General features: G+C 45.8%; 11 protein-coding genes and 1 tRNA gene. 1 reads left to right on the plus strand and 11 read right to left on the minus strand.

Annotated features, from left to right (window positions below):
• Positions 1-11: 11 nt before the first annotated feature.
• The 11 genes from WMO64_RS17120 to WMO64_RS13100 form a co-directional block, all read right to left on the minus strand.
• Complete coding sequence (locus tag WMO64_RS17120) at positions 12-209, minus strand: putative Se/S carrier protein (protein WP_353963968.1); 198 nt, start codon at positions 207-209, stop codon at positions 12-14.
• A gap of 4 nt (positions 210-213) precedes the next feature.
• Positions 214-1335, minus strand: coding sequence for an aminotransferase class V-fold PLP-dependent enzyme (locus WMO64_RS13055; protein WP_349232248.1), 1122 nt, complete (start codon positions 1333-1335; stop codon positions 214-216).
• A gap of 11 nt (positions 1336-1346) precedes the next feature.
• The gene (locus WMO64_RS13060; protein WP_349232249.1) at positions 1347-3017 is read right to left on the minus strand and encodes a phosphoadenosine phosphosulfate reductase domain-containing protein; all 1671 of its coding nucleotides are present in this window, start codon (positions 3015-3017) and stop codon (positions 1347-1349) included.
• Between the two features lies 1 nt (position 3018).
• Positions 3019-6591: a hypothetical protein gene (locus WMO64_RS13065; protein WP_349232250.1), complete on the minus strand. Its 3573-nt coding sequence runs from the start codon at positions 6589-6591 to the stop codon at positions 3019-3021.
• Between the two features lie 7 nt (positions 6592-6598).
• Entirely contained in the window at positions 6599-7483 is an 885-nt protein-coding gene (locus WMO64_RS13070) for a DUF4007 family protein (protein WP_349232251.1), read from the minus strand.
• A gap of 2 nt (positions 7484-7485) precedes the next feature.
• The gene (locus WMO64_RS13075; RefSeq protein WP_349232252.1) at positions 7486-7692 is read right to left on the minus strand and encodes a helix-turn-helix domain-containing protein; all 207 of its coding nucleotides are present in this window, start codon (positions 7690-7692) and stop codon (positions 7486-7488) included.
• Between the two features lie 318 nt (positions 7693-8010).
• Positions 8011-9411, minus strand: coding sequence for a relaxase/mobilization nuclease domain-containing protein (locus WMO64_RS13080; protein WP_349232253.1), 1401 nt, complete (start codon positions 9409-9411; stop codon positions 8011-8013).
• A 74-nt stretch (positions 9412-9485) separates the two neighbouring features.
• A complete protein-coding gene (locus WMO64_RS13085) occupies positions 9486-9779 on the minus strand; it encodes a hypothetical protein (RefSeq protein WP_349232254.1) in 294 nt (97 codons plus the stop codon).
• A 111-nt stretch (positions 9780-9890) separates the two neighbouring features.
• Positions 9891-10229 carry a plasmid mobilization relaxosome protein MobC gene (gene mobC / locus WMO64_RS13090; RefSeq protein WP_435412073.1) on the minus strand — a complete coding sequence of 113 codons (339 nt, stop codon included), beginning with the start codon at positions 10227-10229 and terminating at the stop codon, positions 9891-9893.
• A 128-nt stretch (positions 10230-10357) separates the two neighbouring features.
• Positions 10358-10777, minus strand: coding sequence for a GIY-YIG nuclease family protein (locus WMO64_RS13095; protein ID WP_349232255.1), 420 nt, complete (start codon positions 10775-10777; stop codon positions 10358-10360).
• A gap of 341 nt (positions 10778-11118) precedes the next feature.
• Positions 11119-11195, minus strand: a tRNA-Arg gene (locus WMO64_RS13100).
• Positions 11196-11866: 671 nt separating this feature from the next.
• Here WMO64_RS13100 and typA point away from each other — a divergent pair.
• Positions 11867-13693 (plus strand): translational GTPase TypA, encoded by a 1827-nt coding sequence (gene typA / locus WMO64_RS13105; protein WP_294521234.1) that lies wholly within the window; start codon positions 11867-11869, stop codon positions 13691-13693.
• Positions 13694-13714 lie beyond the last annotated feature (21 nt).

Here is a 13714-nt window from a genome sequence, read left to right on the forward strand (position 1 = left end):
TTTAAATCCTCTTAAGGTAGAACCTGGAAATCAAATTTGTTCAATTCTAGTTGTGATCGGCTCAAGTCATCCGCTTTTATCCGTATACAAACTCCGCAATATGCTTTGTCTTGAACAGGAGTAGGCACAATCTCAACGACAATATCCTTGGATTGCAAAATCTCCTCAGCTTCAAAAACATCACTCGTTCTATAAAAAACCAAATTCACCAATTTATTTCATCTCCCGAAGAACATCTAAGAAATAGTCCACTTCCTGCTCGGTATTCATATAGTTGAGGCTTACGCGAATGGCTCCTGTTTTAACTGTTCCCAACGTTTCATGTGCTAAAATTGCACAATGGATTCCGCCACGCACGCAAATTCCATTCTTGTCCAAATATGAAACCACGTCACTCGAAGAGACACCCTTCACGTTGAAACAAACTGTAGAGACTCTTCTTTTAGTGGGCTTATATAGATCCACATTAGGTAATGAAGATAGCCCACTAATGATTCTTTGGGTCAACAGTTGTTCCTTTTGAGATATTTTCTCTAAATTTTCTTCCAGAAACTCAATCGATGTTTTCAAAGACCAGATGGCGGGCATATTAAGAGTGCCCGACTCATAAGCCTCCGGATAGATTTCTGGATTGGTGTAATGCTCGCCATGTATGCCGGTTCCGCCTTGAATTAAAGGTGGAAATGTTAATGGGGCCTTCGAACATAAACCACCAACTCCGGGCAAAGCATATAAGTCTTTGTGTCCAGTGAATGCAAGGTAATCAATATTATCTCGCTCCATGTGAGCCAGCTTTTTTCCTCCACCTTGTGAAGCATCGACAAATACCGTCAGATTCCTTTTTTTGCACTCATCGCCAAATGCTGCAGAATAAACAAGCTGTCCCGTCAAGTTACTTGCTAACGTAATTGCTGCCAGTCTGGTACTAGGAGTAATATATTTTTCTAATTCAGATTCGGGGGATTCTAGCACTTGTTCAGGGAGAACGGTATATGTAATGAGCCCGTTCTCATATAAAGAATGAATAGGGCGTAGAACAGCATTGTGTTCATAACAACTAATAAGAACATGATCGCCCTTTTTTAAAAATCCTTTAATAAACAGGTTGATCGCTTCAGTAGAGTTTTTTGTAAAAACGACATTCGTCTTGCTTGGGTTACCAAAGAAAGCGTTAACTTTTTTCCTGCTTTGATATAGCATCCTCGAAGCCTGGACACCCAAGCTATAACTGCCTCTGCCAGGACTAGTACCTATTTCGCGCACATAATGCATAAATGCGTCATACACTACATCCGGTTTGTATTTCGATGTTGCAGCATTATCAAAATAAATCATGTGTTTCCACCTCAGGAATCCTCGTTGTCAGGTGCAACATTCTTTTTTCCAGCAAGTACTTGACATGTGATGCATCCATTATAGAATTTTGCGATACACTTTGAACACTCTGAAAGATTCTGTTTGCATTTTGTTTCGTCAATTGAATAGCGAGAATCTCCCATGGTGTTGATTGCACCAAATGGGCAAACGGAATCACAAGCAGAGCAGCGGATACAGTATTGATATTTGCGAAGCTGGCATTTGAGACGATTTACGAGTAACGAAATATCGGTTCCCTTTGTCGGCAGGACTTTGAGTACAGGCGTTCCCCATGTGATAACAAAATCACATATCTTACGCTTTGGTAAAACAACATTACCTTTTGCATCACGGACCTCTTTTTCTGTTACTGTTATATAAGTCGCATCTTCCTTATCAAAAATTTCCAACTGACCAAATGGCTTTAAAAACTCTATTACATCCCGATTGATTTTTTTCTTAATGATGATATTTCTTGCCCGATCAGAAAGATTGCATGCTGTATCTGCTATTGTTACATTTCGCGTCTGTAAGCCACTAGCACCCTTTCTTGTCTTCCAGCGGCCATTTTCGACGTAATCCTCTATGTCAGCCTTTCCGGTCTTTACTGCGAAATCAAATAGAGTAGCTTTCCATTTGGCGGCTAGCTCAGGGAAGTAGATGTCCGTTAGCATCATTGACCAATCAGAATTGTTTGGACAACACCAACAGCCAACTCTTTTGTATCCCCACCGGTATGCATCGTTGAATCGAACACCACGATAGAGGATGTATAACCACACATCGCAATCCGACCACTCAATAATTGGCATCGCATTAATCTGAGAACCAATTTTGGAGTGATCCTGTGTTCTCTCATAGTTTTGACGCTCTCTAGATTCGCTATGTCTTATTCCTAAAAAAGTAAGGCTATTACCATTCAAGTTTTGGTACTCGGAATTCAAGTTGCTGGTTTTGAATATCGTGCAGCACCATCTTTCAAACTTACTAGGTGGACCAAAGACATTGCACAGCTTAAAAAAGTCATTTTCTGTTTCACTCGGGATCATCGGGGTGAATGGATTTTCTTTTCTAAAATAATTTTCTACATAAACGTGTGTAGAAGGGAACTCCAACGTTGTATCGCCGAAATAATGGATAATAGATTCATTCTGTAAAGCATCCCTTACGAGACGACTTACAGCAGTAGAATCTTTACCTCCAGAAAAAGATACAGTTGGCATGTACTGTACGTCTTCCTGTGATTTAAGCTTTTCTACAAGATTTACAACGTATTCCTCAGCTTCAAAGACCATCTCCTTGATATATTGCTCATTGGCTGCAACAAATGTATCTGTTTGTGGAAATATGTCGTCAATTACAATATTTGTGCGCAGCTCTCCAGCAATCTTCAAATGCTCTTTACCCTTATAAAAATCAATATAAGGCAGACGCATACGCGCTCCGTCAATAAGATAGTAGCTACTGCCAAGATACCATACATCAGATTGCGTCAAATCTTTCCCTAAAATATAAGAGATAAGTTTGCGTTCTTGTAAGAAGACTGGATTACATACGCCAGTTGTAGATAACGATTTACAATCAGATCCACAAAGCGGGCATATTCTGTTTTTTATAATTGGCACCTTGCAATGCGGACACCAGTAAATCGTATTTACCATTTTATTCTTTTCCTTCCATTAGATCGTTTAAGATAGAGAGGAGAATTTGTACCTTATCATCGTAAGAAATAGAAAGGCCAAAGTTTCCCAGGGTTGCATTGAGTTTGTTTTTCACCGTAATCCCCAAATCAGAAAGAGCACCGTCATCAAATATCACTTCTCTTCTCTCCCCAGATGCTGTTGTGAGCGTCATCTTTGTTTCACCCTCATTTAGAGTATCGCTCACAGTATAGGCGTCTATCTTCTGCTTGATCTCGATTAAACGGTTTTTGAACTCATCGACATGGCTATCTCCCCAATAGGACAATTCGATTCCTGTTAGTGACTTTGACAACTTCGCTACAATTTTTTCATCCGAAGTGGCAACATTAATACCACTAACATATTCCAGAAAAGCGTTTGTATAGTAATCAAAGGATTTTTGCCGCTTTAAGCTCCAATCATTTTTATAGGCATTGCTCAATGCATTGCTCAATGAAGTGCCCAAAGATGCTCCGGTCAATTCGAGGATAGTATTTTTAATGTCCGCCTGGATGTAACCTAAAGCTTCTTCCAATTCTTTCTTGCTGCTCTTAACTGCAACAACTGTAGAATCGTAATCGCCCGTTAACCCCTTTAGCTTAGTAAAGAAAAAAGTCGAATAACTTGCATAGCTACGTTCCATCAATTGACGATATTTTTTTGTTTGATCCGAAGTGTATCTTTGTGTCGTTCTGGCAAACTTTGAAACAGATTTGTAGTGGCTCAACATTGCATCATATATTGCTTTTAACCTGTTTTTAGAAAGCATTGAAGGATCAATAAAGGAACGAAAAGCATATTCTAACTGATCCATATACTCTAACTGTTCTTTTGTCCAGTTAGCGACAGTAAATGTGAAATCGTGTGGTCTACGTACTATCTCTTCAAACAGCTCCGCAGTCAGCTCTTGTTCTGAACCATGACTAGAAATAATCAAAGACTTCTTATAAGGAATAAGAATGCTTGCCAGCAACAACGAGAGATATCCATCCCTTAAGCCAAAGGGAGACTGCTTTAGAGTGGAGTACACTTCTTCGAATTCGATAGTGCCTTTTTTAGCTCGATCAATAATTTCATTCAGGTATTCTTTAATAGCATCCTGCGGTCTTCTGCCATCTTCCATCTCATTAATGCCGCAGTTATCTGCAGTTGCAATAAAGCTGTTCTTTGCCAAAACAGAACGGACGGCGATATAGTCAGGGGACAGAAATGGCAACCCAAAGTATTGAGTAGAATCCTCGCCATTAATGATTGCCCTAATGGCATTTTTCTTTGCGCTAGCAATACTTCCGGAAATAGTATTTTTGTTTATGAGCTCATTGTTTACAAGCAAGGTATCAGGAAATGCTCTATACATAACTTCGCTGGCAAGGCTAGATACTTGCTCCATAGAGGATACGTTTTCCTGCAGTTCACCTTCACTTATAACAAAGCCGTCCAGATTGCGAAAGTGTTTCCAGTCATCAATAATAGCGAAAATCGTTGCGGTGATTTCATTCAGGTTATACTGGAGTTCTTTTTCAAAAGCAGGATCTTTTTCATTATATTTGCTCTTTTGACTTTCTAAATACTTCGCTGCAATGTATCTCTTTACGGTACTTATAAGCTGTGAACAGTCATTGTTCACCCATACGACTGCTTGTTGATGATTTTGTGATAACTCCAATATGCCTTCCGGGGTAACGTCCGAATTACCCATAAGCATAATAAGGATTCCATCATAGGAAGCCCCTGCTCTATTTCCCAATGCGCGTTTTGCTAAATCATTGACTGTGGCATACACCGGCACAAATACGCGAGAAATTTTATAGTCCCTATTGTATCTGTAGGGATATAAAACAAAATCAACGAAATAGTCATTTAATGCCTTGATTACAGAATCTTCTCCAATGCGGAAGCTTTCTTCCTCGATCATTGCTTCCACATCATAGATGCTAGCATCATAAAAATCGTACCGATCATAAGTGCCAGAATACTTAATGATTTTTTTATCACACAAACCGTCCAGTGCATTGCTCAATACATCTCTTGGGCAATCAATAGTGCTAAGAATAGTACGCTTATTGGCAGATAGTGCACCGGCATCGTTAATGATTCCAATAGTTGCAATAACTTTCAAAATCATCACTTCAGGGGAGTCATCGTATTCATCACTATGATTTTTTGCTAATGCAGTCTGCAAATTTTTATACCATGCATAGCTATCATCACTTTGTACAGACTTAATGCTCGGTTCAAAATAATCGTAAATATCATTAATCCCTACGAAGTGGAACTCGTCTAATTCGTGCTTTTGCAAAAAGCGATACAAGCTATGCTCGTCTTTACCGGCAAGAAACGTGAAAAAAGTTCGGTCATTCTGAGCGACTTTTTTGGACAACCGGTCTAAAGCAAACAGAGAAATCGGATGGAGAGGGAATGCACCTTCAAAAGGGTTGTCGGCAGTAGCGATATTTATGAGGAACCCCTTAAAGTCCATTGCCTCCGAATACATACGATTCAATTGATTTTCATACCGTGCGGAAAACGTTTCCCAAACAGTAGGCACTTTAACTAACACACTCTTTACCAGTGATAGGCACTGGTCCTGTTTGCTGTTAATAGAATCAGCCTTATATCTCCCTTCGACTTTTTTCCATTCAGACGCAATAGCCTTTCCGTAATGCTGGGTGTACTGGCTGATTTCTTTATGTGAAACCAATAAAATGTGGTTGTTTCCAGCGCAATGATCACAGAATTCAGCCAGATCTTGAACGGATTTAACTTTAATGCGCTTCAGGTTATCTTCCATGTATCTGCCGAATTCATCGAAGATAAATAGTATGCCACTATATTCATTTGCAATGGCAGCATTTGCTTGGTTAAGCGTGTCTGCCATATTTGTTACTTCATAAATGTATTTAACACCAAAAGTCATTGCCGCAAAAATGCGTTCAAACTCTTGTTCTGAATGAGGATCGAAATTTTCCAGCTTTCTTTCTAATCTATCGAGACTTATTCCCACATCGGCACATACATCACTTAAGCGAGATGCCGAATTGGGATTTGCTTTCCACTGCTCGATCAATGAAGCTGCTTGATCATAAAAAGTTTTGTACTGAATTCGAATGTTTAGTGCATCTAATTTCTTTTTTAGAGAGAAATAGATACACCTGTCAAAATCTTCAAAGTCAAAAACAATCGGGACCACTAGTAAAGGTTTGCGAGAATCATCATTAATAAACGAATCAATATCGTTTGCCAGGGAACTATCTAAGTTTCGAATGCGCTCAATAAACGTATGATATGCTACACCGTCCACATGGCTTTTCCCGATTATCTGGCTTAAAACAGTAAGCAGATGCGACTTTCCCGTTCCATACGACCCATATAAAATTCTGGCGTGGTTATATGACTTTGCTCGGACCAAATCCGTAAAATAGTCTTTCAGCAGTTTGATAGTGGTATCATTCGGAATAAAACGAAGCAGCTTAGTATCGTTCTCAATATCAAACTGAATATTGACAGAATAAGTATATTCGCCTTCCTGTCGGATCAAATCACAATAAGACATCTATATTTTACCTTCCAATCGTATGGTAATGGGCTTCTAATATTTCGCTGGCTGAGTGATCATGTACTTCTATATATCGGTTGCCGAAATTATTCACCAGACGGATATAGTTCTTGTTTTCAAGCTGCTGCAGTAGCTCAAGAAGTGTCGAGTAACTTAAATTCATATATTTTCCAGCTTGATTGTCTCCCTCTAGCAACAGATCAATTCCTATTTGTCGATTTCCATTTAAGTGTTCTTGGTTATCAAGTAAGATGCACGCAAAGAAAATATCCAGTGGAACATCTTTTGAATGAGTCCTTCTTCTTTCAAAACGTCCGCTTCCTTTATATTCAATCAATTTCAGCGGAGCAAAAAAGGGAACAGTGTCTTCATCAATAATCTTGCTTATTGAAAAAGCCTGATCACTAACATATGTGTTCTTAAAGCAATCAAATTCTTTTTCAATCATCTTTTTTGCATATGCTCCACCTTCGCGCTGGATGAAAGCATAAAGCGCGGTTGAAAAATCCTCTTTGGTAAAAGTAGGAGCATCATAAATGTTGAAGGCCCAATTCCATGCAGTTGCATTATCGGCATCTCGTGAAAGGTTTCTATGAAACAGCCACAACGTCCCAATATCAGTGCAGTAAGGATCATATTCGTGAACATAATTGGCGATCTCTGTCAAGGTATGCACGATTCCTATTTGATCTTTTCCTTCCACCGCTATACCCATCACACATGCCCAATAACGCATCGCCTTAATCATAACGCGACCTACGCCGATTGAATCTACGGCCAGTAATTCATTATTCGGCGAAAAAATATGCGGATTACTTGTAATAGCATCCATTATTTTAGTAGGCCAGCCATTTCTGATATAAAATGAACCATGCTTATTTAATGTCATTTTCAAAATTCCTTTCGGACAATAGCATCTTTAATATACTTACCTGTTTTAAGGCGTGCATCGCGAGGCTTTTCGGCATCTTCTGGGATCGCCCAATATGACCCAATCTTCATTGCGCCCGGAATCCTTCCTCTAGAACAAAGATCGTTGATCCATCGTGCAGAAACGTTCCACTTTTCAGATGTTTGTCTAATTGATAAATAGCCCATGTATTTCTCCGTTCTTATCCGAGAAGACCATATACTTCAACGAATTAATTGTACTCTAAACCTCGCATAAAATCAACTTGTTCTAGCTCTCCAGTTGCCCAATATTTTGAGCACCTCGCTAATTCGCAAGCAATGTTTTCTTGGCCAAGCCCGGCGAAAACACCGTTATCCCCGCAGGGGACAACTTGCTTGTTGGGATATTCCCAAGCCCTTATGGATCATCACTTTGTGATGGCTGCGCGTTTCTCCAAAACGCTAAAAAACAAGGTCCGGGTAACAGCACAGTAGCTGTTACCCGGACCTTGCGGCATTCCTGGCTTAGTGACTTTGTTCTTCCTTCCGGAGGTCCGGTTCCTTCTCTTTGCGCTCTGCAGCATACAGGGAAGCGATGTTTCGCTGGGCAAGCAGCAGTTCCTGCGCCTCGTTTTTCGTCCGGCGGTATTCTGTATAGGTCCGTTTCTTTGCATCAAGGATTTCAGCGTACTCTATACTGAGTTCTTTCACCTTCGGCAGCTTCTTTACTCCCAATGCATCAAAGGCGGCCTTGGCAGCTTTGTGGATCGTGATTTCCTCCCGATGGGCTTCCAAAAACTTTTTGCTGTAACCGGCTTTGCGGTACTCCTCGTAGATTGGCCGGGTCTTGGAGTAATTGATGATGTGCTTTTTCAATGTCCCGATTTCAGCCAGCCGTCTTTCCGACTGTTGAACAGAGGCAAGCAGCTCATCTCTTTCGGCAATCTTCTGCGCTGCAAGCTGGTTCAACTGCTCCAGGCTTTCAATCTTATGATCACGCAGAAAGAGCAGCGTCTTTGACATCTGCTTCAGGTTATAGACAGATGCCCAACGCTGATATCCGGCACCTTTGGACCGCAGCTTATCTTGAATATCAATGACAAGATTGAAGGGGCGTACCTCTGCACGAAACGATTGTTTTGCACGCGGCTTATGCTGCCGGTGGCCAAGAAAGTGAGCCCGCAGATCTGCCTCTGTATATCCTTCCTCCAAAGAGGACAGGCGAATAAACCGCGATTGATTTTTCCCCTTGACGGAAACATGCTTGCCGCACTTTATCTCATAGCCCAGAGCCTGCAATTCTTTGAGCAGCTCATCAAAGGAACCGGGATCCTTCTGCAAGACGGCGTCGATAGCATCGCATAAGAGATCTCTGTTCTTGATTCGGCGCGGATAGGCCGTGCGTTTTGCCCGCTCTTGATACGGTTTCGGGGTGATTACCGAGAGTCCGTTTTCCAGACAGAGCAGGTCGTTGATCCGCTGCAAAGCAATACTGGACAGCCAGAAGTTTTTGAACTTCCTGGTTCCATCCAGGGAAGTGGAATTGAATACGATGTGGTTGTGAATATGGGCTCGATCCGTATGGGTGGCAACGAGGAAAGCGTACTTGCCTTTGGTAAAGCGGAGCGCCAGCTCTCGCCCTAATCGGTTTGCCTCTTCCGGCGTGATTTCACCAGGTTTGAAAGACTGCCGGATCTGATACGCAATCACTTCATGCCGCTGCCGACGACCGGTGATTTGCTCATATTGACGTTTGGACAGCAGGAACTCCTCGTCTACGGTCACCGGGTCACACTGATATCCGGTGACCAGTTCACCCTTGTCCGTTTTCTCCGGATTTTTGGCATAATCAGTCCGGTCACCCAGGCTCTGCGCAAGCGTTTTTCCTTTGTTCACGTGCATGGGGATCAGTCGTGTGGCTGCCATGGCCCCGCCTCCTTTGTGCTGGCATAAAAAAGGCCCGAGGGGTTCTCACTCCTCGGGTCCTACAGTATCGTTTGTTATGAAAAAATAAACTTTGACAGCTTGCCCACCAGCACCTCCAGTCCAAGGGACACCATTTCCGCAAGCATCACGGTCAGAAAAGCGAGAACGGCTACACCAAACACGATTGCTGCAAGCGCCCACATTTGCTGAACCAGCAGCGATAAAATGCAAAAACCAAGCAGCAGAAAGGCGAGACCGACGATCAAAGAGGAGAGATGCAGCGCCAGGGAATAAAATAGGGAGAGCACCGCAACGATTGCCATAATCGGCAGCGCGATTATTTTAAAAGGGAGTTTAATCAGCCACATAGGTAAATCCTCCTTTACGTGTTCTACGTATAGTCTATGAGGCCATTTTTCTGAAGTCAAGGATGTCGCGCCTATGTACTCGGTGTGGCATCGATCTGCCACACCGGTTTGTTACTGGATCGTTGCCAGTCTTGCCAGAATCTCTTTTGCAATTTCCCAGATTTCATTCTGACGCGACTGGAGATCTCGGATATCTTCCGCATAGATGGAGCCGTTCTCGTTGGCCCGTTTCGCGTATTGGTTCAGGTTGTTGCTGCAGTAGCGCAGGAGGGAAATCATCTCCTGCGCTGTCATGGCAGCCTCCGCCAGGTAGTAGCAATTCTGCTTGCCCAGGATGCAGCCGACCTTGCGGTTTTTCCAGAAGAAGCATTTGCGGCAGGTGTCGGGCTTGTCCGCATAGTACCGGATGCCGTCAATCAGAATGGTCTTGCGCTTCGTTTTTTTGCTCATCTCGATATCCTCCTTGTGTTTGATCCATCCCCGGGGAGACCCGGAAACGACAAAAGCCCTGTGGTGAAAGAAAATCACCACAGGGCTATGTAAGATATCGGTATTCAGTTATAGGGAAGCGTAGAGTATCAATGCTCTTCGTGGATATATCGAACGTTTAGCAAATAACTCAAGAGGCCTTCAATTCTGCCACGCCGCAGAGTATCCTCTTCTACGAGATACTTCACATAACAATGATCTTTCAGATATTGCTTGGCTGCATCCAAATCATCGATGGCCGTCTGCATTTTGTCCTCAACAAGATATTTCTTCAATCTTGCATTCGTCTTTGGACCATGCAGATGGTTCGTGTACAACCGACGCCTTAAATTCTTTGTGCGCCCGACATATAAAACCTCGTGATGATCCTCATCAAAAATCGCATACACGCCGGGCATTTTTTCCGGAAGATCAGATGGTGTCAAATCACGGAAATAAAGTGGGGCAGACTCCAGCAACCGATCTGCGATTTTGTGGGCTTCTATTAATGCCTCCTCGATATCTTCCATTTTGGGAAAACTCCTTTCTAATACCGGCGTTTGATTTTGGAAAACCAGGTTGTCAAAGTTGAATTCTCTAATGCGGTTTAGAATTTTGCCGCTGAATCAGCCCGACTCTGGGCCGGTCGATCTGAACTTTTTTCGGGAGGGCAGACAGATGAGTCACAGATTTACACCCAGAAGCACCGGTACTTAAGGGTGCACCCGCCGTTTTTAGCGGATTGGCCCCCAGAAGCCGGTTTTCGGCGTTAGAAAAAATGCCGGTTATTTTGACAATTCGTCAATGAAGGCAAAAATTCTTTAGAAAAAATCGCGGAAGATCTCGTAAAAAATCTTCCGCGATTCTATGATGGCGTCCCCGCCCGGGCTCGAACCGGGGGCCTCGGGCTTAGGAGGCTCGCGCTCTATCCAACTGAGCTACGGAGACATGTATGGTTTTTCCTTGATTTTACGCGGTTTTTCGCATTTCGTTCAAGGTGACGATCCGAATTTTGAGAGCCGCTCCGTTAGAAAACTGGCCGTTTATCTAATGAATTTTCAGCCACAAAAGTGGCGTTTGCTCAAAATTGTTGCATCTCTCCGGCGTTAGAAAACCGTAAAAATGCTGATGCCGTTCGAACCGGAGTTCAGATTTAAAAATACCGATTTGCCCGTGACAAGCAACTTCTTAGGAGGGCGGTGCTCTGTCCAGCTGAGCTACTGGCGCATATTTATTTTTTATTCGTTTCTGTGACCCCGGCGGTTGAGAACCCGCCAAATGTTAGGAGGCGGTCGCTCTATCCTGCTGCGCTACTGGCGCATATAGCGTATTAAGATGTAGGCGGCAAAGACGTCTCTGTGCAGAAAGAGCCCCGCGAGGGCCCGTCCATCCGGCAAACCCGGCGCATCCGGACAGGGCTGCGCGGTTGCGCTACGGAGTGTATTTTACCCTATCCCCGCGTCGCTGTCAACTTTGGGGTAAAATTCCTTCTCACTTTTGGGCAAAATATTTTTAAAACAAAAGGGGAAAAAAGTTGCGTTTTTCACCTTTGTACGCTATAATAAGTGGTTGTGTTTGATACCGAACTTGTTTGAAGAAAGATTTGAGGTGTATTCCCTGTGCAAAACGAAAAATTGCGCAACGTAGCCATTATCGCCCACGTCGACCATGGCAAGACCACCCTGGTGGACGAAATGCTCAAGCAGGGCGGCATTTTCCGTGAAAATCAGGCCCCCGTGGAGCGCGTGATGGACTCCAACGACCTGGAGCGTGAGCGGGGCATCACCATTCTGGCCAAAAATACCGCCGTCCACTACAAGGACGTGAAGATCAACATCGTGGACACCCCGGGCCACGCCGACTTCGGCGGCGAGGTGGAGCGCATCCTGAAGATGGTCAACGGCGTCATCCTGCTGGTGGACGCCGCCGAGGGCCCCATGCCCCAGACCCGCTTCGTGCTGTCCAAGGCCCTGGAGCTGGGCCACCGGGTCATCGTGGTGGTCAACAAGATCGACCGCCCCGACCAGCGCATCCACGAGGTCATGGACGAGGTGCTGGAGCTGCTGCTGGACCTGAACGCCACCGAGGAGCAGTTCGAGTCTCCCACCCTGTTCTGCTCCGGCCGCAACGGCACCGCCTCCTACTCTCCCGACGTGCCCGGCACCGACCTCAAGCCCCTCTTTGAGACCATCCTCAACTATATCCCCGCCCCCGAGGCCGACGTGGACAAGCCCTTCCAGATGCTGGTCAGCTCCATTGACTACAACGAGTTCGTGGGCCGCATCGCCATCGGCCGCATTGAGCGGGGCACCGTGAAGCAGAACCAGGAGATCGCGGTGTGCAACTACCACAACCCCGACCAGCCCCCCAAGAAGGCCAAGGCCACCGCGCTCTACCAGTTCGACGGCCTGGCCAAGGTGCCCGTCACCGAGGCTGACGCGGGCAACATCATCGCCATGAGCGGCATCGGCGACATCACCATCGGCGATACCATCTGCGCCCCCGACTGCGTGGAGCCCATCGAGTTCGTGAAGATCTCCGCCCCCACCATCGAGATGACCTTCTCCGTCAACGACTCCCCCTTCGCCGGCAAGGAGGGCAAGTTCGTCACCTCCCGCCAGCTGCGGGAGCGCCTGTTCCGGGAGACCCTGAAGGACGTGTCCCTCCGGGTCACCGAGACCGACAACACCGACTCCTTCAACGTGGCCGGCCGGGGCGAGATGTCCCTGTCCATCCTCATCGAGACCATGCGCCGGGAAGGCTATGAGTTCCAGGTCTCCCCGCCCCGCGTGCTCTTCCAGGAGATCGACGGCGTCAAGTGCGAGCCCATGGAGCGCCTGGTGGTGGACGTGCCCGCCGACAACGTGGGCGCTGTCATCGAGAAGCTGGGCGCCCGCAAGGGCGACCTGCTGGAGATGACCCCCGTGGGCAGCCGCATGAAGCTGGAGTTCCTGGTGCCCGCCCGTGGCCTGTTCGGCTACCGGAACGAGTTCCTCACCGACACCAAGGGCGAGGGCATCATGGCCAGCGTGTTCGACTCCTACGCCCCCGTGAAGGGCGAGATCGCCCGCCGGAACACCGGCTCCCTGGTGTCCTTCGAGACCGGCGAGAGCGTGACCTACGGCCTGTACAACGCCCAGGAGCGGGGCGTGCTGTTCATCGGCGCGGGCGTGCCCGTCTACGCCGGCATGATCGTGGGCGAGACCCCCAAGCAGGAGGATATCTCCGTCAACGTCTGCAAGAAGAAGCAGCTGACCAACATGCGCGCTTCCGGCTCTGACGACGCCCTCCGCCTGACCCCGCCCCGCCAGATGTCCCTGGAGCAGTGCCTGGAGTTCCTGGCCGACGACGAGCTGCTGGAGGTCACCCCCCAGAGCCTGCGCCTGCGCAAGCGCCTGCTGGACCACGCCGCCCGGATGCGCGAGGCCTCCAAGAAGAAGCAGTAAACCGCTTCTCAAAAACGCAGG

This window comes from Pseudoflavonifractor intestinihominis (assembly GCF_040096055.1).
Lineage (GTDB): Bacteria > Bacillota > Clostridia > Oscillospirales > Oscillospiraceae > Pseudoflavonifractor > Pseudoflavonifractor intestinihominis.

What these genes read in the sequence shown, in the direction of transcription:
- mobC (WP_435412073.1), bottom strand. Translation starts at nt 10,229, where the DNA reads ATGAGCAAAAAAACGAAGCGCAAGACCATTCTGATTGACGGCATCCGG.
- WMO64_RS13070 (WP_349232251.1), bottom strand. Translation starts at nt 7,483, where the DNA reads ATGACATTAAATAAGCATGGTTCATTTTATATCAGAAATGGCTGGCCT.
- WMO64_RS13055 (WP_349232248.1), bottom strand. Translation starts at nt 1,335, where the DNA reads ATGATTTATTTTGATAATGCTGCAACATCGAAATACAAACCGGATGTA.
- WMO64_RS13060 (WP_349232249.1), bottom strand. Translation starts at nt 3,017, where the DNA reads ATGGTAAATACGATTTACTGGTGTCCGCATTGCAAGGTGCCAATTATA.
- WMO64_RS13095 (WP_349232255.1), bottom strand. Translation starts at nt 10,777, where the DNA reads ATGGAAGATATCGAGGAGGCATTAATAGAAGCCCACAAAATCGCAGAT.
- WMO64_RS13085 (WP_349232254.1), bottom strand. Translation starts at nt 9,779, where the DNA reads ATGTGGCTGATTAAACTCCCTTTTAAAATAATCGCGCTGCCGATTATG.
- WMO64_RS13080 (WP_349232253.1), bottom strand. Translation starts at nt 9,411, where the DNA reads ATGGCAGCCACACGACTGATCCCCATGCACGTGAACAAAGGAAAAACG.
- WMO64_RS13065 (WP_349232250.1), bottom strand. Translation starts at nt 6,591, where the DNA reads ATGTCTTATTGTGATTTGATCCGACAGGAAGGCGAATATACTTATTCT.
- WMO64_RS13075 (WP_349232252.1), bottom strand. Translation starts at nt 7,692, where the DNA reads ATGGGCTATTTATCAATTAGACAAACATCTGAAAAGTGGAACGTTTCT.